The organism is Azospirillum brasilense (assembly GCF_008365405.1).
Classification (GTDB): Bacteria; Pseudomonadota; Alphaproteobacteria; order Azospirillales; family Azospirillaceae; genus Azospirillum; species Azospirillum brasilense_D.
Genome location: NZ_QOKV01000023.1, coordinates 1 through 26252, shown reverse-complemented (window position 1 = coordinate 26252; position 26252 = coordinate 1). Strand labels below are relative to the sequence as shown.

At 69.1% G+C, this 26252-nt stretch carries 20 protein-coding genes and 1 pseudogene; 11 read left to right on the top strand and 10 right to left on the bottom strand.

The window, feature by feature from the left end; genetic code table 11:
- Positions 1-26: 26 nt before the first annotated feature.
- The 5 genes from DS837_RS26095 to DS837_RS26075 all read right to left on the bottom strand — a co-directional run bounded on the left by DS837_RS26095 (position 27) and on the right by DS837_RS26075 (position 5839).
- Positions 27-1373: an ABC1 kinase family protein gene (locus DS837_RS26095; protein WP_149167402.1), complete on the bottom strand. Its 1347-nt coding sequence runs from the start codon at positions 1371-1373 to the stop codon at positions 27-29.
- A gap of 72 nt (positions 1374-1445) precedes the next feature.
- Entirely contained in the window at positions 1446-2870 is a 1425-nt protein-coding gene (locus DS837_RS26090; RefSeq protein ID WP_149167401.1) for an FAD-binding oxidoreductase, read from the bottom strand.
- 179 nt (positions 2871-3049) lie between these two features.
- Positions 3050-3451 (bottom strand): bacteriohemerythrin, encoded by a 402-nt coding sequence (locus tag DS837_RS26085; RefSeq protein WP_170295981.1) that lies wholly within the window; start codon positions 3449-3451, stop codon positions 3050-3052.
- Between the two features lie 80 nt (positions 3452-3531).
- On the bottom strand, positions 3532-5337 hold the full coding sequence (locus DS837_RS26080; RefSeq protein WP_149167455.1) for a M3 family oligoendopeptidase: 1806 nt from the start codon (positions 5335-5337) through the stop codon (positions 3532-3534).
- Positions 5338-5482: 145 nt separating this feature from the next.
- Entirely contained in the window at positions 5483-5839 is a 357-nt protein-coding gene (locus DS837_RS26075; protein WP_145628592.1) for a hypothetical protein, read from the bottom strand.
- A 291-nt stretch (positions 5840-6130) separates the two neighbouring features.
- Between DS837_RS26075 and DS837_RS26070 the strand changes: the two genes are divergently transcribed.
- Together DS837_RS26070 and DS837_RS26065 are read left to right on the top strand one after the other, a co-directional pair.
- Entirely contained in the window at positions 6131-7255 is a 1125-nt protein-coding gene (locus DS837_RS26070; protein WP_149167399.1) for an extracellular catalytic domain type 1 short-chain-length polyhydroxyalkanoate depolymerase, read from the top strand.
- A 183-nt stretch (positions 7256-7438) separates the two neighbouring features.
- Complete coding sequence (locus DS837_RS26065; protein WP_149167398.1) at positions 7439-9361, top strand: propionyl-CoA synthetase; 1923 nt, start codon at positions 7439-7441, stop codon at positions 9359-9361.
- Positions 9362-9436: 75 nt separating this feature from the next.
- Here DS837_RS26065 and DS837_RS26060 read toward each other — a convergent pair whose 3' ends face one another.
- Positions 9437-9733 carry a DNA-binding protein gene (locus DS837_RS26060; protein ID WP_149167397.1) on the bottom strand — a complete coding sequence of 99 codons (297 nt, stop codon included), beginning with the start codon at positions 9731-9733 and terminating at the stop codon, positions 9437-9439.
- 322 nt (positions 9734-10055) lie between these two features.
- Here DS837_RS26060 and DS837_RS26055 point away from each other — a divergent pair, with 322 nt between their 5' ends.
- From DS837_RS26055 to DS837_RS26035, 5 genes are all read left to right on the top strand, one after another.
- Positions 10056-10565: a sigma-70 family RNA polymerase sigma factor gene (locus DS837_RS26055; protein WP_014239953.1), complete on the top strand. Its 510-nt coding sequence runs from the start codon at positions 10056-10058 to the stop codon at positions 10563-10565.
- Positions 10565-11512 carry an anti-sigma factor family protein gene (locus DS837_RS26050; protein WP_170295980.1) on the top strand — a complete coding sequence of 316 codons (948 nt, stop codon included), beginning with the start codon at positions 10565-10567 and terminating at the stop codon, positions 11510-11512. The genes DS837_RS26055 and DS837_RS26050 overlap by 1 nt, the downstream gene beginning before the upstream one ends.
- 176 nt (positions 11513-11688) lie before the next feature.
- The gene (locus DS837_RS26045; protein ID WP_149167396.1) at positions 11689-12351 is read left to right on the top strand and encodes an SGNH/GDSL hydrolase family protein; all 663 of its coding nucleotides are present in this window, start codon (positions 11689-11691) and stop codon (positions 12349-12351) included.
- A gap of 31 nt (positions 12352-12382) precedes the next feature.
- Positions 12383-14053, top strand: coding sequence for a tetratricopeptide repeat protein (locus DS837_RS26040; RefSeq protein WP_149167395.1), 1671 nt, complete (start codon positions 12383-12385; stop codon positions 14051-14053).
- The gene (locus DS837_RS26035; protein WP_149167394.1) at positions 14050-14976 is read left to right on the top strand and encodes a hypothetical protein; all 927 of its coding nucleotides are present in this window, start codon (positions 14050-14052) and stop codon (positions 14974-14976) included. Before DS837_RS26040 ends, DS837_RS26035 begins: the two co-directional genes overlap by 4 nt.
- Positions 14977-15048: 72 nt before the next feature.
- Here DS837_RS26035 and DS837_RS26030 read toward each other — a convergent pair.
- The 3 genes and pseudogenes from DS837_RS26030 to DS837_RS26015 all read right to left on the bottom strand — a co-directional run.
- A pseudogene (locus DS837_RS26030) lies at positions 15049-18570 on the bottom strand (indolepyruvate ferredoxin oxidoreductase family protein); the annotation flags it as partial.
- Positions 18571-18933: 363 nt separating this feature from the next.
- Positions 18934-19953 (bottom strand): response regulator, encoded by a 1020-nt coding sequence (locus DS837_RS26020; protein ID WP_149167391.1) that lies wholly within the window; start codon positions 19951-19953, stop codon positions 18934-18936.
- Between the two features lie 181 nt (positions 19954-20134).
- On the bottom strand, positions 20135-20572 hold the full coding sequence (locus tag DS837_RS26015) for a CBS domain-containing protein (RefSeq protein ID WP_014239962.1): 438 nt from the start codon (positions 20570-20572) through the stop codon (positions 20135-20137).
- A 185-nt stretch (positions 20573-20757) separates the two neighbouring features.
- Here DS837_RS26015 and DS837_RS26010 point away from each other — a divergent pair, with 185 nt between their 5' ends.
- From DS837_RS26010 to DS837_RS26000, 3 genes are all read left to right on the top strand, one after another.
- Complete coding sequence (locus DS837_RS26010) at positions 20758-21696, top strand: cation diffusion facilitator family transporter (protein WP_149167390.1); 939 nt, start codon at positions 20758-20760, stop codon at positions 21694-21696.
- A gap of 84 nt (positions 21697-21780) precedes the next feature.
- The gene (locus DS837_RS26005; RefSeq protein ID WP_149167389.1) at positions 21781-22443 is read left to right on the top strand and encodes a cation efflux transmembrane domain-containing protein; all 663 of its coding nucleotides are present in this window, start codon (positions 21781-21783) and stop codon (positions 22441-22443) included.
- Between the two features lie 237 nt (positions 22444-22680).
- Positions 22681-24882 carry an anthranilate synthase gene (locus DS837_RS26000; protein ID WP_149167388.1) on the top strand — a complete coding sequence of 734 codons (2202 nt, stop codon included), beginning with the start codon at positions 22681-22683 and terminating at the stop codon, positions 24880-24882.
- Between the two features lie 18 nt (positions 24883-24900).
- Here DS837_RS26000 and DS837_RS25995 read toward each other — a convergent pair whose 3' ends face one another.
- Positions 24901-25149, bottom strand: a complete 249-nt coding sequence (locus tag DS837_RS25995) for a DUF2312 domain-containing protein (protein WP_012973951.1) — start codon at positions 25147-25149, stop codon at positions 24901-24903.
- Positions 25150-25573: 424 nt separating this feature from the next.
- Between DS837_RS25995 and DS837_RS25990 the strand changes: the two genes are divergently transcribed.
- Positions 25574-26252: Rossmann-fold NAD(P)-binding domain-containing protein (locus DS837_RS25990; RefSeq protein ID WP_486599240.1), on the top strand; the 679-nt coding region annotated here is incomplete at its 3' end.

Genomic DNA, 26252 nt, shown 5'->3' with positions numbered 1-26252 from the left:
ACGGGGGAAGCATTACGAGTCGGGGTTCATTCGGGCAAAGGGAGTCCCTGGGCGGTCAGGGCGGCGGTCTGGCGGGCGTGCAGGACATCCACGTCGAAGCCCTGGATCATCTCCTGGAACAGCCGGTACCAGTTCACCTCGGCCTGGAGGTGCAGGAAGACGGAGCCCAGGCCGATGGCCGCGCGGTCCATGAAGACGAACTCCCGCGGCACCTCCACCCCGCCGACGCGGCGCAGCTCGGCATGGACCTTGGCGGCGGTCTCGCGGCCATAGTGTCCGGAGTTGGTTTCCTCGATGCGGCGGCTGCGGTCGTCCATGATCGGGGCGTAGACGAAGCGCGCCCAGATGTTCAGCACGTCCACCAGCTCCTTGGTCGGGTTGCCGAAGCCCCAGGTGCGGTAGGCCTCCACCGCCTTGTCCTGGTTGCCGGTCTGCAGCGCGTCGTAGAGATCGATCACCCCCTTCACGAAGCGGGCCGGGAAGACGCGGACGCAGCCGAAATCCAGCAGGTTGATGGAGCGGTCGGGCCGCACCGTGTAATTCCCCAGATGCGGGTCGCCATGGATGATGCCGTAGCCGTAGAAGGGGACGTACCAGGCCCGGAACATGTTCATCGCCAGCGCGTCGCGGGCGTCCGGATGGTCCTTCACGAACTCCAGGATCTTGCGCCCCTCCACCCATTCCAGCGTCAGCAGGCGCCGGGTGGAGAGGTCGGGCACCACCGCTGGCACATGAACACCAGAGGTGTCGGCCAGCATGGCGCGGTAGAGGCGGGCGTGCTTGGCTTCGCGCTCGTAATCCAGCTCCTCGCGCAGCCGGGCGCCGATCTCCGCCTGGATCTGCTTGGTGGAGATGGCGCTGTCGGTGCGCTCGAAGATGGCGAAGATCAGGCCGAGCTGGCGCAGGTCCGCCTCCACGGCGGAGGCCATGTCGGGGTATTGGAGCTTGCAGGCGAGGCTTTGCCCGTCCAGGCCAACGGCCCGGTGCACCTGCCCCAGCGAGGCCGCCGCCGCGGCGGTCTGTTCGAAGTGGCGGAAGCGCTTGTGCCAGGCGGGCCCCAGTTCGCTCGCCATACGGCGCTTGACGAAGGGCCAGCCCATCGACGGTGCGTCGGCCTGGAGCTGCGACAGCTCCTGCACATACTCGCGGGGCAGGGCGTCGGGGATGGTGGACAGCAGCTGCGCCACCTTCATCAGCGGCCCCTTCAGCCCGCCCAGCGCGGCGCGCAGTTCGGCGGCGTGGCGATCCCGCTCCAGGGGGATGCCCAGCACCCGTTCTCCGGCGAAACGGGCCGCAAGGCCCCCCACGGCGGTCCCGACCCGCGCATATCGCGCGATCCGGCCGCCCAGCCTGTTCTCATCCGTGTTCGGCATGCCGAATAGGTGGGTGCGGCAAGGCCGAAAGGCGAGTCCCAGGCTGGACGAAACCGGAACGCACCGGCGCCGTCACCCGCCCGGCGCGATGTTCTGGTTCACGCAGAAGAGGTTGCCGGGGTCGTATTTCGCCTTCAGCGCCCGCAGGCGTTCGTAGTTCGGCCCGTAAGCGGCCTGGACGCGCTGTTCGTCGTCGGTGACAAAGTTCACGTAGACCCCGCCCGTGGCGTAGCGGGCGGTCCGGTCGGAAACGCCGCGCGCCCATTGGATGCAGGCGCTGTCCTCCGCTGGGGTGTTCCAGCGCGCGTGCACGTTCATCACGAACAGGGCGTCGCGGTGCGGATAGGCGGTGGTGTCCGCCGGCACGCGGTTGGCCGCAGCGCCAAGCAGGCCGACAAAGATTTCGCACTGGTCGGAGGGCAGCCGTCCGGCCTCTTCGACCAGCGCATCGATCAGCCCATCCTCAAGACCGGTGAAGTTCTGAGACTTCCAATAGTTCCGCGCACCTGGCACCAGAAGCGGGTCGAAGGCCGCCTGCCACGCCGCGTAGGGCATGAGGCCGACATGCTCCCCGACCGGTGTGCCCAGCGACAGAACCGGTTCCAGCGCCTTGCGGGCCGTCGCCTCGTCGTCGCCGGCGCAGATGACGGGCATGACCACCACCTCCTTGCCGTGCACGTCCGGCGGCAGGAAGGGCAGGGGCGGCGCCTTGCGCAGCACCATCCAGGCGGTGGCCTCGTCGGGCAGGTTCGCCGTGGCGTCGCGGTAGCGGCGCATCAGGTCGCCGGCCCCCGCGAAGGGATGGACGACAAGCCCGGCGAAGACCATCGGTCCCACGGGGTGCAGGCGGAAGGTGAAGGAGGTGACGATGCCGAAATTGCCGCCGCCGCCGCGGATGGCCCAGAAGAGGTCGGCGTTCTCGTCGGCGCTGGCGCGCAGGAACTTCCCGTCGGCGGTGACCACGTCGGCGCCCAGCAGATTGTCCACCGTCAGACCGTATTTGCGGGTCAGCCAGCCGAACCCGCCGCCCAGCGTCAGCCCGGCGATGCCGGTGGTGGAGTTGATGCCGACTGGCACGGCCAGCCCGAAGGCCTGCGTTTCCCGGTCGAGGTCGCCCAGCGTGGCGCCGGGCGCCACCCGCGCCGTCAGGCTGATGGGGTCGACATGGACGAAGCGCAGGGCGCCGAGGTCGATCAGCAGACCGCCGTCGCACAGGGAATTGCCGGCGATGTTGTGACCGCCGCCGCGCACAGAGACCAGCAGCCCGTTCTCCCGCGCGAAGCGCACCGCCTGCATGACGTCGGCGGCGCCGGCGCAGCGGGCGATCAGGCCGGGCCGGCGGTCGATCATGGCGTTCCAGATCGTCCGGGCCTCGTCATAACCCGGCGACTGCGGGGTCAGCAGCGGGCCGCGCAGACGGGCCGCAAGATCGTTGACGGCATCCTCGGAAAGGGTCGCGTCCCGCCGGTCGGCGGTGCGAAGCGTGACATCGCCCATCAAGCACCTCCCACGTCAAAGCAGCAATTTTCGCGAATATCCGAAGCGAATCGGCGCAACAAGGGTAAAGTTTCACCCGTGTTCAGGCCATCCGGGAAAGGGCTCCCTCCGGTGTTCTTCCGGACGGAGCCACCCCTCAATTCGGTGTCGGCGCGGCTTTGACGGTGGAGGGCGGTGGATCAGCCGCCCTGGCTGCGGATCCAGGCGGCGGTGGCGCTGTCCATGGTGTTCTTGTGGTTGATGAACCACTCTGGCACGACTTCGGTCAGATAGCCGCGGACCAGGGCCAGATTGCCGGCGGCCATGCGCTTGGCGATGCCTTCCAGCTCCAGACGGACGCGGTTGTGCTCGTGCACATGGATGGGCGTCGGCGGGAAGCCGTACTGGTGCATCAACTCCTCCTCGCGGGCCAGATGATCGCGGAGGTGCTGGGCGAAGGTCGTGAAATGGGCGGGCAGGTCGGCGTCCGACGCCTTGGCGGCCTCGGCGAGAAGCTCGATGGTTTCCTTGTGGTCGGCGTCGATGATGGCGTTGCCGACTTCCAGGGACGGGCTCCAGGCGGGGATCGAGAGGGTGGGCATGGTGCTCTCCGAAGGGATCGTTGGAAGCACCATACCCATCCCGCGATTATGGATTCTTGACGTCCGTCAAGAAAACCCGGTCAGGACTGATTTTCCAGCTCGTCAACAAAGCCGCGGATGACGTTCAGCCCCTTCTGCCAGAAGGCCGGATCACTGGCGTCCAGCCCGAAGGGGGCCAGAAGTTCCTGGTGGCGCAGCGTGCCGCCCGCCGACAGCATCGCCAGATACTTCTCGGCGAAGCCCTTTTCCGACTCCTGGTAGACCGCGTAGAGCGAATTCACCAGGCAGTCGCCGAACGCGTAGGCGTAGACGTAGAAGGGCGAGTGGATGAAGTGCGGGATGTAGGACCAGTAGTGCCGGTAGCCCTCGTCGAAGCGCAGCGCCGGGCCGAGGCTTTCGGTCTGCACCGCCATCCAGATCTCGCCCAGCCGCTCCGCCGTCAGTTCGCCCTCGCGGCGCTCGGTGTGGACGCGGCGCTCGAAGTCGAAAAAGGCGATCTGGCGGACCACCGTGTTCAGCATGTCCTCGACCTTGGAGGCCAGCATGATCTTGCGGCGCTTCGGGTCGGTCTCGCGGTCGAGCAGGGCGCGGAAGGTCAGCATCTCGCCGAACACTGACGCGGTCTCGGCCAGGGTCAGCGGCGTGTCGGACAGCAGATGCCCCTGCCCGCCGGCCAGGATCTGGTGCACGCCGTGGCCCAGCTCATGAGCCAGAGTCATCACGTCGCGCGTCTTGCCCTGGTAGTTGACCAGCAGATAGGGGTGGACGCTGGGCACCGTGGGGTGGGCGAAGGCGCCCGGCGCCTTGCCGGGGCGCACCGGCGCGTCGATCCAGGCGTTGTCGAAGAAGCGCTTGCCCAGTGAGGCCAGATCCGGCGAGAAGCGGCCATAGGCGCCCAGAACCAGATCGCGCGCCTCGTCCCAGCGGATGCTGCGGTCGGCGTCGTCGGGCAGCGGCGCGTTGCGGTCCCAGTAATCCAGATGGTCCTGCCCGAACCACTTGGCCTTCATCGCGTAGTAGCGGTGGGACAGGGCCGGGAAGGCGTCCTTCACCGCCGCGGCCAGCGCGTCCACCACCTCGTCCTCGACGCGGTTGGACAGGTTGCGGGCCGAGGTGGGCGCCTTGTAGTTGCGCCACTTGTCGTCGATCTCCTTGTCCTTGGCCAGGGTGTTGGTGACCAGGGCGAACAGGCGGATGTTGTCGCCCATCACCCGGCCGATCACCGCCCCGGCCTCCTTGCGGACCTCCGGACGGCGGTCGGACAGGCGGTTCAGCGCCTCGGCGCAGGTCAGCTCCTTCCCGCCGATGGGAAAGCGCAAGCTGGCGATGGTCTCGTCGAACAGGCGGTTCCAGGCGGCGCGCCCGACCACATGCTTCTCATGGAGCAGCCGTTCGACCTCGTCGGAGAGTTGGTGCTCGCGGAACAGGCGGACGTCGCGCAGCCAGGGGGCGTAGCGGGCGAGGTCCTTCGACGCCGTCAGCTTGGCGTCCAGGACCTTATCCTCCAGCCGGTTGATCTCCAGCGTGAAGAAGACGAGGTGGGTGGAGATGCCGTTCACCCGCTCCTGCGCCGACTGGTAGAACTTGGCGATGGCCGGGTCGGTCATGTTGCCGTTGTAGACCAGCCCGGCGTAGGACATCACCCGCGACAGCACCTCGTCGATGCGCTCGTACTCGCGGATGGCGGCGGCAAAGGCGTTGCCGTCCAGCCCGGCGAGCTTGGTCGCGTATTGTTCGTAGAAGTCCTTGGACGCGCTCTCCATCCGCTCCAGGTCGGCCTTCAGCTCCGGCGAGTCCATGCCTGGATAGAGGTCCGTCAGGTCCCAGGAGGGCAGGGCGCCGAGGTCCGGCCCGTCCCCCGCGGCGGCCAAGGCGGTGTCGGGCATGGTGGTTTGGGGAGCGCCAAGGAAATCGCCAATCGGGTGCCGGGTGGCGCTGCGGGTCATCTGTCCCTCCGTTCTGGGCTTGGGCCGATCTGTGCTTGGGACGGGATATAAGCGCCGCGCGCGGTCGGGGGAAGGCGGAACCGGCTCAGGGAGCCTGGCTGTCCTGCGCGCGGCGGATCGCCGCCTCCACGCATTGCAGATGCAGCTTCTTGCGGGCGAGCTGGCGGGTCCGCCGCTCCTCGAGGTCGGTGGTGGGCATCGCCTCGATGGTGCAGCCGCGCCAGCCGTTGGCGTCCAGTGCGCGGGCGACCTCCGCATAACCGAAATAGCCTTTGTCCGGCTGCTCCCACGGCGCGCGGAAATCGGCGCGGCGCAGGACGAAGCGGTTGGACTGGCTGGACCCGCCGAGACTGGTCAGCCGGGCCACGATCAGCCGTTCGCCGTTCGGGTGGACGACGGTCAGGATCGGGCGGATGCCGAAGACGGGCGGGTCGCTGCTCATGGCGACATGCATAGCGCTCCGGCGCTGGTTAGGCCAGCAACAATGGCCAGCAATAACTGGATGCGATGCCGATATCTGCGCCGGTCAATTTTCGCTCGGATGGGCATCCACTCTTAGTGAAGAGTAAACCAAGAGTGACCGCGGGATTGTCGAATAACATACCGCAGTATGATTGTTCTAATTGGCTCGGAGATTGGCTGTCTGGTAGGTCATCATTGCTTTATATTTTGCCTTGTCCGCAATCGTGATAGGCGGCATCATCGGTCCTTAGGGTGAAACGGAGAGAGCATTATGGCGCTAGGAGCATGGCTGCGCGTGTCGCTGGTGGTAGCGATCATCGGGCTATCGACCCTTTTGTCGGGGCATGCCTCGGCGCTGTCACCGCTTAACTATCGTTGGGACGAACTGCCGGGCGATGCCTTCAACGCCCAGGGCAGTGCGCTCAAGGCGAGCGTTTACGTATCCGTGGGCGCGCGGGTGCGGGGCAAGGCTCCGCTTCTGGTCCTTCTTCACGGCTGCGAGCAGGATGCGTCGTCCTTCTTCACGGATTCTGGATGGATGGACATAGCTGACCGCTACGGCCTCATCGTCCTGCTGCCGGAGCAGCAGCACAATCCCTTTGCCATGGTCGGAGGGGCCTCACGCTATGGCAACCCCCTCGGCTGCTTCAATTTCGCCGACCGCCTGACCAGTCCGCTGAAGGGCGGTGTCCCACGGGAGGCGGGGGCTATCGTCTCCATGGTCGACGCGGTGCGCGCGGGCAAGGGGCTTGACCGCGACGGTCCCCGAATCGAGGACGGGCGTGTCTATGTCACCGGCCTGTCGGCGGGGGCCGGCATGGCGGCGGTTCTGCTGGCCGACTTCCCGCAGGTCTTCGCGGGCGGAGCGCTCTTCGCGGGCGTTCCGGCGCTGTGCGCGCAGAGCATGCAGTCGGCCGCGTCGCTCTGCGGCATCTCGGTTATGCGCGGCTGCGCCGAGGTGAAGGCGCGCTCCGGCGGCTATGACAGCCGCGAATGGACGAAGGCGGTCCAGCGCGCCCAGCACCCCGCCGGGCGTCCGCGCGTGCTGATCGTCCAGGGGACGGCCGACTGCACCGTGGACCCGCAGAATGCCCTCTACCTGACCAACCAGTGGACGGCCTTCCACGGCCTGAAGGCGGATGCCCCCGTGGTCTTCGGTCAGGAGCCCTCCTGGCCGGAGCGGGCGGTGCGGCAGGGCTACGCCCCGGCGGGCGCCAACGCCCTGTGGGTGGAGACGGTGCTGCTGAAGGGCGTCGGCCACGTCATGCCCATCGAAACCGGCAACCCGCAGCGCCCCTGCGGGCGGGTGAGGGTGTCGGAGACGAAGACCTACATCGAGGATGTCGGGTTCTGCGGCGCCGCGCTGGCCGCCGGCTTCCTGCAACTGGAGCAGTAATACCCGCCGAAGGGGCGGCGGGCGGGTTCGGCACTCACCAAAGTGGTGCGACAGCCCGCCGCACCTTCCGGAATGCCGTTTGCCAAACGATGCAGATCTGACGCAGATTGGGGCCGCTGCGTGAACGTTCATTGCGCGGCTGCGGAGAAACGCGAACCAAACAAAATATAAGGGACGCCCCCCATGAGCCAAAGCTCGGCCGATCGCTACAACCAGATCCATGCCCGCTCCCTGTCCGATCCCGACGGATTCTGGGGCGAGGCGGCGGAAGACATCACCTGGATCAAGCGCTGGGACAAGGTGCTGGACGACAGCAACGCGCCCTTCTACCGCTGGTTCACCGGCGGCGTCCTGAACACCTGCTACAACGCCGTCGACCGCCATGTGGAGGCCGGACGCGGCGCCCAGGCGGCGATCATCTACGACAGCCCGGTCACCAAGACCGTCCAGACCATCACCTACGCCGAACTCCAGGATCAGGTCGCCCGCTTCGCCGGCGCGCTGCGCGCCCAGGGCGTGGAGAAGGGCGACCGCGTCATCCTCTACATGCCGATGATCCCGCAGTCGCTGGTCGCCATGCTGGCCTGCGCGCGTCTCGGCGCCGTGCATTCGGTGGTGTTCGGCGGCTTCGCCCCGCACGAGCTGGCGACCCGCATCAACGACTCCCGGCCGAAGGCCATCGTCTCGGCCTCCTGCGGCATCGAGCCGAACCGCGTCGTCAAGTACAAGCCGATGCTCGACGCCGCCATCGAGCAGGCGGAGCACAAGCCGTCCAGCGTCATCGTCTTCCAGCGCCCGCAGGAGACCGCGACCCTGGTCGAGGGCCGCGACGTGGATTGGGCGGAGGCCGTCGCCAAGGCCGAGCCGGCGGAGTGCGTGCCGGTGGCCGCGACCGACCCGCTCTACATCCTCTACACCTCCGGCACGACGGGCCAGCCGAAGGGCGTGATCCGCGACAACGGCGGTCACGCCGTGGCGCTGAAGTGGACGATGAAGAACATCTACAACGTCGAGCCGGGCGAGGTGTACTGGGCGGCGTCGGACGTGGGCTGGGTGGTCGGTCACTCCTACATCGTCTACGGCCCGCTGCTGCACGGCTGCACCACCGTGGTGTTCGAGGGCAAGCCGGTGGGTACGCCGGACGCCGGCACCTTCTGGCGGGTGATCGAGCAGCACAAGATCGGCACGCTGTTCACCGCCCCGACCGCCTTCCGCGCCATCAAGCGCGAGGACCCCAACGCCGAACTGCTGAAAAAGTACGACCTGTCGCACTTCCGCGCCCTGTTCCTGGCCGGCGAGCGGTCGGACCCCGACACGCTGCATTGGGCCGAGGACAATCTGAACGTTCCGGTCATCGACCATTGGTGGCAGACCGAGACCGGCTGGGCGATCTCCGGCAACCCGCTGGGCGTGCAACTGTTCCCGATCAAGTACGGCTCCGCCACCCGCCCGATGCCGGGCTGGGACGTGCGGATCCTGAACGCCGAGAACAAGGAAGTGCCGCGCGGCGACATCGGCGCCATCTGCGTGAAGCTGCCGCTGCCTCCGGGCACGCTGCCAACGCTGTGGAACGCCGACGACCGCTACAGGAAGTCGTACCTGTCCGATTATCCCGGCTACTACCAGACCGGTGACGCGGGCTTCATCGACGACGACGGCTACGTCTACATCATGGCCCGCACCGACGACATCATCAACGTCGCCGGCCACCGCCTGTCCACCGGCGGCATGGAGGAGGTTCTGGCCAGCCACAAGGACGTGGCGGAATGCGCGGTGATCGGCGTCGCCGACGACCTGAAGGGGCAGGTGCCGCTGGGTTTCCTCTGCCTGAAGGCCGGCGTCACCCGTCCGCACGAGGAGATCGTCAAGGAGGTTGTGCAACTGGTGCGCGAGCAGATCGGCCCGGTCGCCGACTTCAAGCGCGCCGTCGTGGTGGAGCGCCTGCCGAAGACCCGTTCCGGCAAGATCCTGCGCGGCACCATGCAGAAGATCGCCGACAACCAGGACTACAAGACGCCGGCGACCATCGACGATCCGGGCATCCTGCCGGAGATCGCCGAGGCGCTGCAGTCGCTGGGCTACGCCAAGTCGCATCAGGCTGGTTGACGGCCCCGCCGGCACGGCTCTGCGTTCCAAGCCCCTTCCCCGGCACTGCCCGGGGGAGGGGTTTTCTTTTTCCGGCTAAGCCCTGTCCAGCGCGCTCAGGGAGTCGTCCAACTCGTCCAACCGGGCCTGTTCGGCCTCCAGTTCCGCGAGCGCGCGGCGGGCGTTGGCGATGTCGAGGTCGAGCTGGTCGCGCCGCCGCCGGATCAGGTCTTCCAAAGGGGTCAGCTCCTCCATGGCCAGCGCCTGGGCGATGGCCGCATTGCTGCCGCCCCCCAGCGCCAGCCGCACCATGCGCGCGGTCGGGCGGATGCCCTGCGCCTCCAGATGGCGGGCGGTGACCAGGATCTCGATGGTGTCGTGATGGCGTGCCATGGCCCCGCCCTTATGACGCAGTGCAAAGGATTGTGCCAAGCCGCGCGCCCAAACCGGGGGCTTATCCGCGCGCAGCGGCGATTTGCCACAAGACGGCGCCCCGAGGGGCAGTTTGCGGCCCCGCCACCTTTCCGCCGAATTTTTGCTGCACGGGCATCAAAGTCTGGAATAAACGATGGGCGGGGGGCGTTCATCCTGGCGTACCGGGTCCTGAATGGGGCTCGGCCCTGGGAGGCCGCGCCGCCCGTTCCTACCTGAAGGAGTGCCATGATCCGCCACCCGGCGGTCCGTGGAGCCTTCGAGGCAACAATCGGGTGCGCGGTTGAGCACGTTCGGGGTCGAGCTGGAAGTCCACATTGCGTCGCTGCGCCGCTACGCGCGCGCGTTGCTGCGCAACCGTTCGGATGCCGAGGATCTGGTGCAGGAGGCGTTGACGCGCGCGGTGGCGCGCGCCGACACCTTCAAGGCGGGGACGAACCTGCGGGCGTGGCTTTTCACCATCCTGCACAACGTCCATGTCAATCAGGTCCGCTCCAAAGCGTCGCGGCCCGACGAGGTCGATGTGGACAGCGTCGAGTCGAAGCTGGTGACGCCGGCCCGGCAGGAGGAACGTGTGGAGTTGCGCGAGATGATGCGCGCGCTCGACGACCTGCCGGAGGAACAGCGCAAGGTGCTGCTCCTCGTCGCGCTGGAGGGCCTGAAATACGAGGAGGTCGCCGAGACGCTCGGCGTGCCGATCGGGACCGTCATGTCGCGCCTCTCGCGGGCGCGCGAGGCGGTCAGGGCGAAGCTGGCGAACGAGGGCTCGGTGGCCCTCAGGCGGGTGAAGTGATGAACGCGCATTGCGTAACGGACGACGAACTGCACGCCTACGTGGATGGGCAACTGGCTCCGGAACGCCGGCTCTTCGTGGAGCGATGGCTGGCCGACGACCCCGAAGCCGCCCGCCGGGCGGAGGATTACCGCGCCCAGGCCGCGCTGCTGCACGAACTCTTCGACCCCGTGCTGCGCGAGCCGGCCAGCGGCCCGGTCGAGGAACTGACGGGCAAGCTGCGCGGGCGCATGCCCGGCAACGACAACGCCGGCCCCTGGCACGCCCGCTCCTGGGTGCGCATGGCCGCGGCGGTGATGCTGATCGTCGGCGGTGCCGGCGGCGGCTGGCTGGGCCGCGGCGCGGTGGACCAGTCGCCGGTCGTCCAGCAGCGCCAGACCCTCCAGACCTTCGCCGAGGAGGCCACCCAGGCCCACCGCTTCTACACCTCCGACGAGCGCTTCCAGGTCGAGCTTGGCGCCGACAACCAGGACGAGCTGAACAGCTGGCTGTCCAAGCGCGTCGGGCGCGACGTCTTCGGCCCGGACCTGGGCAAGGTCGGCCTGCGGCTGATCGGCGGGCGCTCGCTGCCCACCGAGCTGGGCGCCGGCGCCCAGTACATGTACGTGAACGAGGCGAACAAGCGCGTCACCCTGTTCGTCGGCGCCCCGCGCTCCGGCAACCCGGCGAAGTTCGGCTTCTCGCAGAACGGCGACGTGGCGACCATCTACTGGGTGGAAGGTCCGCTGGCCTACGCGCTGGCCGGGCGGATGTCCAAGGAGGACCTGTTGCGCGTCGCCGAGGCCGTCTACAACGACGTCAAGGCCGGCCCGCGCCGTCCCGAGCCGCAACAGCAGGACCAGCAGAACCCGCAGCCGCAACAGGAGCAGCAGCCCCAGCAACAGCAGGACCAGCCGCCCGCCGGCGTCCAGCCGATCAGCGACACGCACAAGCCCAAGGACAGCTGAGGCGGGAAAGGGCGCGCTTTGCGAGGGGCGACCGCCGCCCTTCGCGCTTCCCGCAAAAGGGCGGTGTGGCTTCTGAAGTCAATGAGTTGAAATAGGCTTCCCACTCTTCGTTTCCCGGTTTACTCCCACCCCGCCGCCGCCCCACAATGCGCCGGTGGTGGCGTGGGTCGTAAGGCATGCGGGATTGGTTCTTCATCGGCGACAGCCACGTGCAATCCTTCGAGATCGCCGCGACGATGCGTCTGCTCAATCGTCCGGCGCGCTGTCTGCCGGTTCCCGGAGCGACCTCGGTCGGCCTGCGCAACCCGGAGAGCCAGACCCACGCGGTCACTCTGTTCAAGGAGGCGCTGCTGCCCGCCGATCCGGACGCCATCCCGGTGATCCAGCTCGGCGAGGTCGATTGCGGCTTCGTCATCTGGTGGCGGGCGCAGAGGCATGGCGACTGCGTCGAGCGGCAGTTGGAGGACTCGGTGTCCGCCTGCGCCGCCTTCGTGGACGATCTGCTGGTGGGCGGCTATCCCACGTTGGTGCTGACCGGGGCGGTGCTGCCGACCATTCGCGACGGCGAGATCCGGGGCAAGGTCGCGCGCGCCCGGCACGAGGTCACCGCCACGCTGCGTCAGCGCACCGATCTGACTCACCGCTACAACGCCCGCCTGCGGGACGAGGCGGAGGCGCGCGGGCTGCCCTTCGTCGACATCACGCCGCGCATCGCCGACCCGGAGAGCGGGCTGGTCGCCGAGGCGTTCCGCAGCCCGAATCCCGGCGATCACCACCTGCATCCCATCCGCGCCGCCGAAGTCTGGGCGGAGGCTCTGAACGCGCTGGACCTGCCATGATCCGGATCCGATCGTCATCCCAGGAGGTCGCGTGACCGACGCGATGGACTTTCTCCGGGCGGGCGCCGCCGCCCTTCAGCAGGGCGACCGGGTGGGGGCGGAACGCCGGGTCGTCCGAGCCCTGGCGCTGGTCCCCGGCCACGGCGAAGCCTGGAACATCCTTGGCGTGCTGGCCGTCTCCGCGGGCGATCCTGCGGGAGGCGAGGCGCGCTTCCGCCGGGCCTCCGCTTGTGCGCCGGAGAACCCCGCCTATGCGCGTAGCCAGGCGGAATGCCTGAAGCGCCAAGGGCGGGGGGACCGGGCGGCGGCCCTGCTGGCCGGCGCCGTGCGCCGCGGTGTGCTGTCGCCCGATCTCGCCTGCGACCTTGGCGACCTGCGGCTGGGCACGCGCAATGTCGCGGCGGCGGCGGTGCTGTACCGGCTCGCTCTGGTCCTGGCCCCCGGCCACGCCCGCAGCCAGAACAACATGGCGGAGGCGCTGGGCAAGGCGGAGCGGCCGGACGCGGCGGCCGACGCCTTGGCCCGGCTGGCGGTGCTGCGCGGCACGGCCGCCGCCTGGGGGGCGGCGGGGGCGGCGCTGCTGGCGGCGTGGCGGCAGGACGAGGCGCGCAAGGCGCTGCGCCGGGCCGTCGCGCTCGACCCGTCCACGGCCGAGCACTGGGCCAACCTGGGCTTCGCCGGGCTGGGACGGCACGCGGTCGTCCTTGCCGAAGCCGCCTTCGACCGCGCCTCGCGCCTGTCGCCGGGGATGGACGCGGCGCGGGCGGGGCGCGGGACGCTGCGAATGCTCGCCGGGCGCCTGCGCGACGGGGCGGCGGACTATGAGGCGCGGCTGAGCCTGCCCGCCTTCCTGCCGTCGCGATCCTACACCCGGCCGGTCTGGGACGGTCGGGTTCGGCCGGGCAAAACGCTGCTGATCCACGCCGACCGCGGTTATGGCGACGCCATCCAGTTCATCCGCTACGCCCCGCTGCTGCGAGCCCAGGGGATGCGCGTGGTCTTCCACGGGCCGGAGGGTTTGCTCGACCTATTCCGCGCGTCGGAGCTGGTGGACGACCTGTCCGGCCTCGACGGACCGCCACCGGCCCACGACGTCCAAATCCCCATCATGAGCCTGATCCACCGGGTGGGCACCGATCTGGACAGCGTGCCCGCCGCCGTTCCCTATCTGCGGGCGCCCGACGCGGCGGCGCGGCGTTGGGCGGACCGGCTGGCCGGGCTGCGCGGGGTGAAAGCGGGGCTGGTCTGGCACGGTTCGGTCGCCTTTCCCTATCACCGCCAACGCTCGCCGGGGCTGGAGGCGGTGCTGCCGCTGACCAGCGTCTCCGGCGTGACGACAGTCCTGCTCCAGGTCGCCAACGGCCGTGCGGATCTTGAGCGCCACACCCCGCTCGGCCCGGTCCTTGACCTGGGGACGGAGCTTCGCGATTTCGCGGACACCGCCGCGGCGATCCAGGCGCTGGACATCGTGATCAGCCCCTGCACCGCCGTGGCCCACCTCGCCGGAGCGCTGGGGAAGCCGGTGGCGGTGCTGCTCGATCAAGGGGCGGAGTGGCGCTGGATGTGTGGGAGGACGGATTCTCCCTGGTATCCAACGGCACGCCTCTACCGCCAATCCGTGTTCGGCGACTGGACGGAGCCGGTGGAGCGGCTGCGCCGCGATCTGGCGGCGCTGAAGGACCCCTTGCAGGACCGACCATGACGACGCTGTGCGCGACCGGCGCCAACGCGCGCTATTTCATCACCACGCTGGCCTTTCTGGAGGGGCTGGCGGGCCGCTTTCCGCTGGAGCGGGTGCGCGTCTGCGATTTCGGCCTGACTGATGGGCAGCGTGCGTACCTGCGCGCTGCCGGCCTGCTGCTTGACCGCCCGAAGATCCTGCCGGCGGACGCACATCCCTATCTGTGCAAGGGGCACCTGTCGGAATATTGCGCGGGCGAGGCGTGGGACAGCCTGCTGTGGCTGGACGCCGACATGATGGTGGGAGCCCTCGACCTCGCCATGGCCGAGCGGCTGGCGGAGGATCTCCGGCGCTCCGGCAAGGCGGTTGCGCTCACCGGCACGGTGGACCGCATGACCGTCGGCGGGATGATGGGCGAACTGCGCAACGGCGGCCATTACGTCACGCCGGCGGAACGCCTGTTGCGGGACCGCGGAATCGACCCGGAAACCCCCTACCTGTCGTCGGGCCTCATGCTGTGGGTATCGCGCGGGCTGCTGGCGCACTGGGCGGTGACCTGTCGGGGCGTGGCGCAGCACGCGCTGTGGGAGCAGAATGTGCTGAACGCGCTGGTCCTGCCCGATCCCGCCTGCGTGGAGGTGCTCGACGCGCGCCTATGGCAGGTCTACGACGCGCCTCTGGCCGATGTGACGATGCCGGACCCGCGGAACCGCCACGGCTTCGTGCTCGACGGGCGGTCCGTCATGACGGTTCACGCCTCATCGCGGAAGGGGCATCACCTGGACGCCGACCTTGCGCTGAACTTCGGGGAGCATGTGCTGAAGGGCTACCTGCGCACCTTCGCCAATCCGGCCCTTCAGCAGCAGCACCTGCGCCATCTTGCCGCCGCCGTCACCCGCAACCGCGCCGCCCTGGCGGAGATCGGCGTCCTGCAGCCGCGCTGAAGGGTACGGGAGGCAAACCGCCCCCCGCACCCGGTCGCATCGGTCACAAACCTTGGGTCACAAACCTTGCGGTCACTCCGCCGCCATCGGCTGCGGGGCGGCGGGCTGGCGGAAGCCGTCCAGCAGGGCGGCCTCCTTCGCCTTGGCCGCCTCGACGTTGCGGGCCTTCACCGGGCCGTAGCCGCGCATTTCCTGCGGCAGGCGGGCGATCTCCACCGCCGTGGCGTGGTTGTCGCGGGTCAGGCCGTGCAGGATCTCGCCCATGATGGCCTCGTACTCCGCGATGAGGCGGCGCTCCATGCGGCGCTCGGCCAGCCAGCCGAACGGGTCGAGCGGGCTGCCGCGCAGGCGCTTGCCCTTGGCGAGCAGGCGCAAAGCCTTGAGCATCCAAGGGCCGAAGCGCTTCTTCTTCGGCTCGCCGCCATCCTCGCCGCTCTCGCCCATCACCGGCGGGGCCATGTGGAAGACCAGCTTGTAGTCGCCCTCGAACATCCGCCCGACCTGCTCGACGAAGCCGGTGTCGGTGTAGAGCCTGGCCACCTCATACTCATCCTTGTAGGCGAGCAGCTTGAAGTAGCCCTTCGCCACGGCCTCGGTCAGGGCGGTTGAGCCGGGGAACCTCTGCCCCTCGACGCGCCGCGTCCAGTCGACCAGCGCGTGGTAGCGGCTGGCGTAGGCCGCGTCCTGATAATCGGTCAGGAAGGCGGTGCGGCGGGCGATGGCCTCGTCCAGGCTGGCCGATGGGCGGCGCTGGTCGAGGATGAACAGGTCGTGGGCTGCGGCCTGCTCCTGCGGCGGGTTGGCGGCGGCCTCCACCGCGGCCAGATCGACGGCGGCGCGGCGGCCCCAGTTGAAGGCGTCGGTGTTCATCTTCACCGCCACGCCGTTCAGCTCGATGGCCTTCAGGATGGCTTCGGCGGTGATCGGGATCAGCCCCTTCTGCCACGCGTAGCCCATCAGGAAGGGGTTGGTGGCGATGCTGTCGCCCATCAACGCGGTCGCCAGCTTGGTCGCGTCGAAGGCGTTCACCGCCCCCTCGCCGCAGGCTTTGCGGATGTCGGCCACCAGATCGCGGACCGGCACGGTGAAGTCCGGCTTCTTCAGGAAGTCCACGGTGATGGTGTCGTGGGTGTTGATGACCGCGCGGGTGTGGCCGTGCGCCATCTTCGACAGGGCGTCGCCCGCCCCGGCGACGATCAGGTCGCAGCCGACCACCGCGTCCGCCCCGCCCGCCGCGATGCGGACGGAATGGATGTCCTCCGGCGTGGCGGCGATGCGGATGTGGCTGGTCACAGCACCACCCTTCTGGGCGAGGCCGGTCATGTCGAGCACGCCGACGCCCTTGCCCTCGATGTGGGCGGCCATGCCGAGCAGGGCGCCGATGGTCACCACGCCGGTGCCGCCGACGCCGGTGACGTAGATGCCCCAGGGCCGGTCGAGCGCGGGCAGGGTGGGGGTGCGCAGGTCTGACGGGTCGGCGCCGGCCTTGGCGGCGCCCGCCTTCGCTTCGACCGGCTTGGGCTTGCGGAGTTGGCCGCCCTCCACCGTCACGAAGCTGGGGCAGAAGCCCTTGGTGCAGGAATAATCCTTGTTGCAGCTCGACTGGTCGATCTGGCGCTTGCGCCCGAACTCCGTCTCCAGCGGCACCACCGACACGCAGGAGGATTTCACGGAACAGTCGCCGCAGCCCTCGCAGACCAGCTCGTTGATGATCACGCGCTTGGCCGGGTCGACCATCTTGCCGCGCTTGCGGCGGCGACGCTTCTCGGTGGCGCAGGTCTGGTCGTAGATCAGGGCGGTGACGCCGGAAACCTCGCGCATCTCCTTCTGCACGCGCTCCAGGTCGTCGCGGTGCTCGACGCTGGTGTACTGGGGCAGGCCGTCGCCGATGCCGTACTTCTCCGGCTCGTCGGAGACGACGACGATGCGGCCCACGCCCTCGGCGCGGAGCTGGCTGGCGAGCGACTGGACGGTCAGCGTGCCGTCCACCGGCTGGCCGCCGGTCATCGCCACGGCGTCGTTGAACAGGATCTTGTAGGTGATGTTGGCCTTCGCCGCGATGGCCTGCCGGATCGCCAGGATGCCGGAGTGGTAGTAGGTGCCGTCGCCCAGGTTGGCGAAGATGTGCTTCTCCTCGGTGAAGGGCGCCTGCCCGACCCAGGGCACGCCCTCGCCGCCCATCTGGGTGAAGGTGTCGGTCTTGCGGTCCAGCCACGTCGCCATGTAGTGGCAGCCGATGCCGCCCAGCGCGCGGCTGCCCTCCGGCACATGGGTGGAGGTGTTGTGCGGGCAGCCGGAGCAGAAGGTCGGCTTGCGGATGACGCGGGCCTGATGGGCCTTCTGCTTCTCCTGCGCGTCCAGGAAGGCGACGCGGCGTTTCAGGTTCTCGTTGTCGACGAAGCGCTCCAGCCGGCGCCCGATGACCACGGCGATTTGGGCCGGGGAGAGTTCGCCGGCGGAGGGGAGAATCCACTCGCCGTGCTCGTCGAACTTGCCGACCACCTTCGGGCGGACGTCGGGGTGCCAGTTGTAGAGCTGCTCCTTGAGCTGGTTTTCGATGACCGCGCGCTTCTCCTCGACCACGACGATCTCGTCGAGCCCCTCGGCGAAGTGGCGCACGCCGTCGCGCTCCAGCGGCCAGGGCATGCCGACCTTGTAGACGGTCAGGCCCCAGTCGGCGGCCATCTCCTCGGTGATGCCCAGCTCGTCGAAGGCCTGCCGGACGTCCAGATAGCTCTTGCCGGTGGTGACGATGCCGAAGCGCGGGCGGGGGGAGGACACCATCACCTTGTCCAGCCGGTTGGCACGCGCGAACGCCAGGGCGGCGTACAGCTTGTGCTTCATCAGCCGGTATTCCTGCTCCAGCGGCGGGTCGGGCCAGCGGATGTTCAGGCCGCCCGGCGGCATCGGGAAATCGGCGGGGACGATCGGGCTGACGCGGTGGGGATCGATGTAAACCGACGCCGAGGTGTCCACCGTCTCGGCGATCGTCTTCATGGCGATCCAGCAGCCGGACCAGCGGCTCATCGCCCAGCCGATCAGGCCGTAATCCAGGATCTCCTGCACGCCCGACGGGTTCAGCACGGGGATCATCGCGTGCATGAAGGCGTGTTCGGACTGGTGCGGGAAGGTGGAGGACTTGGCGTTGTGGTCGTCGCCCGTCAGCACCAGCACGCCGCCGTTGCGCGAGGTGCCGGCGGCGTTGGCGTGCTTGAACACGTCGCCCGAGCGGTCGACGCCCGGACCCTTGCCGTACCACATGGAATAGACGCCGTCATATTTGGCGCCGGGGAACATGCCGACCTGCTGGCTGCCCCAGACGGCGGTGGCGCCCAGCTCCTCGTTCACGCCGGGCTGGAACTGGATGTGGTTCTTCTCCAGGAACTTGCGCGCGTTCCACAAATTCTGGTCGAAGCCGCCCAATGGCGACCCACGGTAACCCGAAATGAAACAGGCGGTGTTCAACCCGGCGGCAAGATCGCGCTGGCGCTGCATCATCGGAAGGCGCACCAGCGCCTGGGTTCCCGTCAGGTACACGCGCCCTTGTTCAAGCGCGTACTTGTCGTCAAGGGTCACGGTTGCGAGAGCCATTGTTCCATCCCCTTTGTGGCGCCCTGAAAAGCGCTGTTCGGGGCGCGTTTCGCCGCGCCGCTTGTTGTGTTTGTTCGACAAGCAAAAAGGTAACGAAGGCTGTCTTATTCGGCAACCGGTGCGGGGCCGCCGCGTGCAAAAAGCAAGGAACGGTCCGGCGCTCGCAGCGCTGTGAAACGGACGGGCGGGAATCGCCCTCCGGCGGGACATTCCCGCTCGCGTTCCAATGCGTTTGACCGCTGCCCCCTCCCTAACCCTCCCCCTCTTCGAGGTGGAGGGGATTGCCGCCGCTTCGCAGAAGGCACCCTCTCCCGCGATAGCGGGGGAGGGCTGGGGTGGGGGCCACTTATCGGATATGGGAAGTCTTCAGGCGGGCGGCAGGGGAGAGTGACCGGGAGAATGACCCGCTTCGCCCCCGCGATCCGGCGCGCCGAAGGCGCCGTCCGGCCACAGGCTGGGACCATTGCCGTCGCGTAGGCTGAGGCTGCGCACCATGGCGCGCAGGGCGCCGATCATCACCCGCAGGGCGGCGGAGGAGTCCGCCCCGCCGCCGATGCTGATGGTCCAACGCAGGGCGTCCATGTGGGCCTGCACCGCTTCCTGGAAGCTCTCTCCGTCATGCTCCACCCAGGTGACGCAGGTGGACAGCGACGCGACGATGGCGGTGGCCGCGGCGTTGCCGGCGGCGGCCAGCTGCAGGTCTGACACCGCATGGCGCAGCCGCGTGCCCAGCGCGTCGGGGCAGGCCAGCGCCCTTTCCATCCTGTCGAGCGCCAGCACCAGACGGACCATCTTCGGGTCGGTCGAGCGCAGCGGACCCGTTCCCGTTGTGGACGGGCCGGGCAGGCGCGGCGGCGGGGGCGGCAGACGGAGGGGGGCGGGACCGGCAGAAATCGCCGGGCGGGCCGGCGCCGGGCGGGAATGTGGCGGCGTGTTGTTGTTCGTCGGCTTGGCCGTGGCCGCCTCGGCTTGGGAGCGGCCGCCCCGGCGCGGGTTGTTCAGCACGGTTTCGATCCGCCGGGCGATGGTGGCGGCGGAGGCCGGCTTGGCGAGGACGGTGTCCGCCCCGGCGTCCCAGGCGGCGCGCACGGTGGCGACGTCGGCGTTGGCGGTCAGCACGATGATCGGCAGATCGGGGCTGAGGCAGCTGGCCGAACCGCGCACCCAGCGGACGAGCTGCCCGCCGCCCACCGGTTCCATCACCCAGTCGGTGACCATCAGGTCGTAGGGCTCGCGGCGGAGCAGTTCCATGGCCTCCTGCCCGTTGGCGGCGGAGGCGACTTGCCCGACCCCCCAATGTTCCAGCATGTCCCGCAGGGCCCGCAGCAGCAGCGGGTTGTTCTCGACGACCAGGATCTTCAGGTGGGTCGGGTAGCGGCGTGGCATGTCGGGTCCGAAGGTTCGGGAACGAAGCGTTACCGAATATCCGAACGCCGCCCTGGGATTTCAGGGCGCGGAGACGTGTTAGCGCCAATCAGCGCGCGACCGGGGGAGCCTTTTCGCCTCATGGAGTGCGCTTGGTCTTCGGCTCCCCCGTCCGGGGGCTTGGGCGAGGTCCGGGGTGCCTCTAGCGGACCAATGCGAGATCCTTCAGGACAGCCACCTCGTGGGCCTGCTCGTCCAGGCGGGCCTTCACGGCGTCGCCGATGGAAATCACACCGGCGAGGTCGCCCGCCTCGTTGCACACCGGCACGTGGCGGTGGCGGCGCAGCGTCATCATCTGCATCAGGTCCTTGATCGTGTCCTCCGGCCGGCAGGTCTTGACCTGACGGGTCATCAGATCCTCCACCGGCATGTCCAGCGCGTCGGCGCCATGCATCGCCACGGCGCGGACGATGTCGCGCTCCGACAGGATGCCGGCCAGCCGGCCCCGGCGGTCGCACACCACCAGAGCGCCGATGCGCCGGTCGGTCAGCGTGCGGGCGGCGGTCCGGATGGATTCGGACGGCAGAATCGATGCGACGTTATGGCCTTTGCGGTTCAGAACCTCGGAAACGACGGTCATGTCCACCCTCCCAATTTTGGGGTTGGCGAATCGGCGGGGACCGATTCGGAATGAGCGTGGAGCGGCCGGCGGTTCCGGCAAGGGCGTGACGGCCGGGATCGCAAAACCGGTTTTGCCGCCTCGTCGGGGCCGCTATGCATGAATGGCTGACGCTGAGTGACGTGTGGACGGGGAAGGGAGCGCGCATGACCACCGAGCAGAAGGTTCTTCGCCTGTCCATCGCCGTCACGGTGCTGCTGGCGGGCACCGGCATCCTGTTCGGCCTGCTGTCGGGCTCCTTCGCCATCGTCTTCGACGGCATCTATTCGCTGGTGGACGCCAGCATGACGATGGTGACGCTGCTGGTGTCGAACCTGATCGCCGCCTCGACCGCCACCTTAAGCACGGGCGGCCCGCGCCGCGGCAAACTGGCCGAACGCTTCACCATGGGCTTTTGGCATCTCGAACCGATGGTGCTCGGGCTGAACGCCACCCTGCTGATGGGGGCGGCGATCTACGCGCTCATCAACGCCGTGGGCAGTTTGATGACGGGGGGTCGCGACCTCGCCTTCGACCACGCGATCGTCTACACGGCGGTGACCGTTGTCGTGGCGGCCGGCATGGCGGTCTTCGCGACGCGGGCGAACCGGACGGTTCGCTCCGACTTCCTGGCCCTCGACGCGAAGGCCTGGATCATGGCGGCGGCGCTCACCGCGGCCCTGCTCGTCGCCTTCGTCTTCGGGTACCTGATCCAGGGCACCCGGCTTCAGTGGATGTCGCCCTACATCGACCCGGCGGTGCTGGCCCTGGTCTGTCTGGTGGTCATTCCGATCCCGGTCGGCACGATGCGGCAGGCGCTGGCCGACGTCCTGCTGGTCACGCCCGCCGACCTCAAGCGGCACGTCGACGCCGTCGCGTCGGACATTGTGCGGCGCCACGGCTTTGCCTCCTACCGCGCCTACGTCGCGCGGGTGGGGCGGGGGCGGCAGATCGAGCTGTTCTTCATCGCCCCGGCCGGCTGGCCGCCGCGCGCGCTGGAGGAATGGGACAGGATCCGCGACGAGGTCGGTGCGGCCATCGGCGGCGAAGGTCCGGACCGCTGGCTCACCATCGTTTTCACCAGCGACCCGGAATGGGCGGAATGACGGCCTGCCCTATGGACGGGCCGGAGCGCGTACATTAGCTTTCCATGAGAAACGGAGCGCGTGGAGCGGGCGGAGGGTGACGGAATGGCCGGCAATTGCTGTGGCGGTTCTTGCGGGAGTGGCGGGGGCGGCGGACGACCGGCCGACTACCGCCGCACCCTGCGCATGGCGCTGATCGTCAACGGGCTGATGGCCGCCGTTGCCCTGGCCGCGGGGCTGGAGACGCAGTCCATGGCCCTGCGGGCGAGCGCGCTGGATTTCCTGGCGACCGCGATGATCCACGGTGCCGGCCTGTGGATGATGGGGCGGGGTCTGGAGGCCCGGGGCTGGGCCACGCTGGCGAGAGGGCTGGCGCTGACCGTCCTCGGGCTGGGGCTGGTGGCCGCCACCGCCTGGAGCGCCTACGCCGGCACCGTTCCCGACGCGCCGGTGATGAGCCTCGTCGCGCTGCTCGGGATGGGGGCGAGCCTGTCGGTGGCGGTCCTGCTGTTCGCCGGACGGCGCGGCGGAGTGTCGCTGCGCGCGGTCTGGCTGTGCGCCCGCAACGGCGTGCTGACCAACGCCGCGGTGATGCTGGCGGCGGCGGGGGCCTGGACGATGGGGCAGGGTTGGCCGGACCATCTGGTCGCCGTGGCCATCGCCGCGACGGTGATGTCCGCCGCCCTCACGGCGCTGCGTCAGGCGGTGACGGAACTCCGCGCGTGGCACGCGCCCGCCGACCCGACCGGTTCGGGGAAGGGGGCTTGACAGGGCCGCATCCCTGTGGCGAACTCGACGCCATGATTTTCGTTGCGCCCTCCCTGTCGTGTCGTTGGTGGTGGCCCGTCTAACCGGGCCAGCCAGCCGACGCGCGTGAGCGCACACACCATCGAAAGGCCGCCCGGAGCTTCCGGGCGGCCTTTTTCCTGACCAGGGAATCCAGGTGTCGAGCAAGGGAACTCCGGGTGTCCGTCCGCCAACGGATCGACCACCGGAGACCCCGCCATGTATCCCGCCGACCTCCTCGCTTCGCCCGACCTCCTCGAACCGCTGCGTTTCCGGACGCGCGGCGGCGTGACCGTGACCCGGCGCGCCACCGCGCTCGACCCGCGCAACGCCCTCGACCCGGTGATCGACGCGCTGGACCGCCGCCGCGGCCTGCTGCTGTCCAGCGGGGTGGAGGCGCCGGGCCGCTACCGCCGCCACGCGCTGGGCTTCACCGACCCGCCGCTGGCCGTCACGGCGCGCGGGCGGACGCTGCGCCTCGACGCGCTGAACGCGCGGGGTCGTATGCTGTTGCCGGCCATCGCCGAGGCTCTGCGCGGCCTAGAGGCGCTGGCCGGTCTTGAGGAGGCGCCGTCACGCCTCACCGCCCTGGTCCGCAAGCCCCGCCACCCCTTCCCGGAGGAGGAGCGCAGCCGCCAGCCCTCCGTCTTCTCGGCCCTGCGCGCGGTGCTGAACCTGTTCGCCGCCCCTGACGACCCGTTGCTCGGGCTCTACGGGGCCTTCGCCTACGACCTCGCCTTCCAGTTCGAGCCGATCCGCCTGCGGCTGGAGCGGCCCGACGACCAGCGCGATCTGGTGCTCTACCTGCCGGACCGGCTGGTCGCTCTGGACCCTGGGACGGGCGTCGCGCGGCTCATCGAGTATGAGTTCGCCACGGCGGCGGGCAGCACCGAGGGGCTGGAGCGCGGCGGGCGCGACCATCCCTACCGCCCCGACACCAACGCCGAAGGCGGCTGCGACCATGCCCCTGGCGAGTATCAAGGGGTCGTCGAAACCGCCAAGGCCGCCTTCCGCCGCGGCGACCTGTTCGAGGTGGTGCCCGGCCAGACCTTCGCCGAGCCCTGCACCGACGCGCCTTCGGCGGTGTTCCGGCGGCTGCGCGCCGCCAACCCGGCGCCCTACGAAGCCCTCGTCAATCTCGGGCGGGGGGAGTTCCTCGTCGCCGCCAGCCCGGAAATGTATGTGCGGGTGTCCGGTGGGCGGGTGGAGACCTGCCCGATCTCCGGCACCGTGGCGCGGGGGACCGACGCGCTGGGCGACGCCTCGCAGATCCTGCGCCTGCTGACCTCGGCCAAGGACGCGGCGGAACTGACCATGTGCACCGACGTGGACCGCAACGACAAGGCGCGGGTGTGCGAGCCGGGGTCCGTCCGGGTGATCGGGCGGCGGATGATCGAGCTGTATTCCCGGCTGATCCACACGGTCGACCATGTCGAGGGGCGGCTGCGGCCCGGCCTGGACGCGCTGGACGCCTTCCTCACCCACACCTGGGCGGTGACGGTGACCGGGGCGCCCAAGCGCTGGGCCATGCAGTTCCTGGAGGACACCGAACGGTCGTCGCGCCGCTGGTACGGCGGGGCCTTCGGGCGGCTGGGCTTCGATGGCGGGATGGACACCGGCCTGACCCTGCGCACCATCCGCATGGCCGAGGGCGTTGCTTACGTGCGGGCCGGGGCGACCCTGCTGTCCGACAGCGACCCGGACGCGGAGGACGCGGAGTGCCGCCTGAAGGCCGCAGCCTTCCGCGACGCCATTCGTGGGACGACGGCAGGTGCGGCGCCCGCTCTTCCCGCGGCTCCCCGCGGCGGGCGGGGCCGGCGGGTGCTGCTGGTGGATCACGACGACAGCTTCGTCCACACGCTGGCCGACTATCTGCGCCAGACCGGCGCATCGGTGACGACGCTGCGTCACAACCACGCACGGGCGGCGCTGGCCGAGCAGAGGCCGGATCTGGTCGTGCTGTCCCCCGGTCCGGGCCGCCCGGCGGATTTCGACGTGGCGGGGACCATCGACGCGGCGCTGGCGCTTGGCCTGCCGGTGTTCGGCGTCTGCCTGGGCTTGCAGGGGATGGTGGAGCGCTTCGGCGGCGCATTGGACGTGCTGCCTGAGCCGGTCCACGGCAAGGCGACGGAGGTCCGGGTGCTGGGCGGCGCGCTGTTCGCCGGCCTGCCGGAACGGATGACGGTCGGGCGCTACCATTCGCTGGTGGCGCGGTGCGACCGGCTGCCGGCGGACCTCACGGTGACCGCGGAGACTGCTGACGGTCTGGTGATGGCGGTCGAGCACCGGCGGCTTCCGCTCGCCGCCGTGCAGTTCCACCCCGAGTCGATCCTGTCGCTCGACGGTGGGGCCGGTCTCGCCCTGCTGGGCAACGTGATGGACCGGCTGGCCGCCGGCGCCCTGACGGACGCGGCGGCGTGAGGAAAGGGCCGGGGGTGGTTACTCCACCATCCCCAGCGCTTCCTTGTAGAGTTCCAGGATGGCTTCCTGCTCCTGGCGGTCGGCCTTGTCCATTTTGCGCAGCCGGATGATCTGGCGGATGATCTTGGTGTCGAAGCCGGTGCCCTTGGCCTCAGCATAGACTTCCTTGATGTCCTCCTGCAGGCCGCGCTTTTCCTCTTCCAGGCGCTCGATGCGCTCCACGAAGGATTTCAGGCGATCCGCCGCAATGCCGCCGACGTCGGACATGATAAGGGTAACCTCAAATTGGGTGCTTCCGGGGAATCCGGCGCGGACGATATCGGCGGGCGCCGTCGATGGCAAGCGACTCCCGGCATCGTCGGCGCGGATGCCACAGGCCGCGTCGATCTGCGTCGCGGCCTCGGCCGGGTGTGCCCGGATAGTGGGATGCGCCCGTGGCGACGACTGCCGCCTCGGACGGACGCCTGATGCGAAAGACCGATGGCGGGACCTTGCGAAAGCGGCGACCTTGCACTTTCCGTTGCACGTGGGCGTGCCAACCCTCTCCGAGCTGTTGCGCCGCACCCATCACCGCTGGTAATACCATCGACGCTCAAGAGCTTCACAAAGTCACATAAATCCGGCATTGATGCCGACGGTCTAGGCTGATTGCACGCAAATCGGCCACTTGCGGCAGGGGAGATAAAGAACCATGAAAATCGCCATACCCAGGGAACGGCGCGCGGGGGAGAATCGCGTCGCGGCTTCTCCGGAGACGGTCAAGAAACTCAAAGCCCTCAGCCTGGAAGTGGTCGTGGAGACCGGCGCCGGTCTGGGCTCGAACCTGCCGGACCGGGTCTATCAGGACGCCGGCGCGGAGATCGCGCCGGACGCCGCGTCGGCGCTGGCCGACGCCGACATCGTTCTGAAGGTGCAGCGCCCGCTGCTGGCCGGGGAAGGGGACCTCGACGAGCTGGCGCTGATCAAGCGCGGCGCGCTGCTGTTCGCCATCCTCAACCCCTACAACAGCCGCGACCACGTGGCGGCCTACGCCGCGGCCGGGGTGAACGCCTTCGCCATGGAGTTCATGCCGCGCATCACCCGCGCCCAGGTCATGGACGTGCTGTCCTCGCAGGCCAACCTCGCCGGCTACAAGGCGGTGGTCGATGCCGCCAGCGAGTATGGCCGGGCCTACCCGATGATGATGACCGCGGCGGGCACCGTGCCGCCGGCCCGCGCCTTCATCATGGGCGTCGGCGTCGCGGGGCTGCAGGCCATCGCCACGGCCAAGCGGCTGGGCGCCATCGTCTCGGCGACCGACGTGCGCCCGGCGGTCAAGGAGCAGGTGCAGAGCCTCGGCGGCAGCTTCGTCGCGGTGGAGAACGACGAGT

What these genes read in the sequence shown, in the direction of transcription:
- DS837_RS26020 (WP_149167391.1), bottom strand. Translation starts at nt 19,953, where the DNA reads ATGCCACGCCGCTACCCGACCCACCTGAAGATCCTGGTCGTCGAGAAC.
- DS837_RS26050 (WP_170295980.1), top strand. Translation starts at nt 10,565, where the DNA reads ATGAACGCGCATTGCGTAACGGACGACGAACTGCACGCCTACGTGGAT.
- DS837_RS26045 (WP_149167396.1), top strand. Translation starts at nt 11,689, where the DNA reads ATGCGGGATTGGTTCTTCATCGGCGACAGCCACGTGCAATCCTTCGAG.
- DS837_RS26085 (WP_170295981.1), bottom strand. Translation starts at nt 3,451, where the DNA reads ATGCCCACCCTCTCGATCCCCGCCTGGAGCCCGTCCCTGGAAGTCGGC.
- DS837_RS26065 (WP_149167398.1), top strand. Translation starts at nt 7,439, where the DNA reads ATGAGCCAAAGCTCGGCCGATCGCTACAACCAGATCCATGCCCGCTCC.
- DS837_RS26090 (WP_149167401.1), bottom strand. Translation starts at nt 2,870, where the DNA reads ATGGGCGATGTCACGCTTCGCACCGCCGACCGGCGGGACGCGACCCTT.
- DS837_RS26075 (WP_145628592.1), bottom strand. Translation starts at nt 5,839, where the DNA reads ATGAGCAGCGACCCGCCCGTCTTCGGCATCCGCCCGATCCTGACCGTC.
- DS837_RS26095 (WP_149167402.1), bottom strand. Translation starts at nt 1,373, where the DNA reads ATGCCGAACACGGATGAGAACAGGCTGGGCGGCCGGATCGCGCGATAT.
- DS837_RS26010 (WP_149167390.1), top strand. Translation starts at nt 20,758, where the DNA reads ATGACCACCGAGCAGAAGGTTCTTCGCCTGTCCATCGCCGTCACGGTG.
- DS837_RS26060 (WP_149167397.1), bottom strand. Translation starts at nt 9,733, where the DNA reads ATGGCACGCCATCACGACACCATCGAGATCCTGGTCACCGCCCGCCAT.
- DS837_RS26035 (WP_149167394.1), top strand. Translation starts at nt 14,050, where the DNA reads ATGACGACGCTGTGCGCGACCGGCGCCAACGCGCGCTATTTCATCACC.
- DS837_RS26005 (WP_149167389.1), top strand. Translation starts at nt 21,781, where the DNA reads ATGGCCGGCAATTGCTGTGGCGGTTCTTGCGGGAGTGGCGGGGGCGGC.
- DS837_RS26015 (WP_014239962.1), bottom strand. Translation starts at nt 20,572, where the DNA reads ATGACCGTCGTTTCCGAGGTTCTGAACCGCAAAGGCCATAACGTCGCA.
- DS837_RS26000 (WP_149167388.1), top strand. Translation starts at nt 22,681, where the DNA reads ATGTATCCCGCCGACCTCCTCGCTTCGCCCGACCTCCTCGAACCGCTG.
- DS837_RS26070 (WP_149167399.1), top strand. Translation starts at nt 6,131, where the DNA reads ATGGCGCTAGGAGCATGGCTGCGCGTGTCGCTGGTGGTAGCGATCATC.
- DS837_RS25995 (WP_012973951.1), bottom strand. Translation starts at nt 25,149, where the DNA reads ATGTCCGACGTCGGCGGCATTGCGGCGGATCGCCTGAAATCCTTCGTG.
- DS837_RS26080 (WP_149167455.1), bottom strand. Translation starts at nt 5,337, where the DNA reads ATGCCCGACACCGCCTTGGCCGCCGCGGGGGACGGGCCGGACCTCGGC.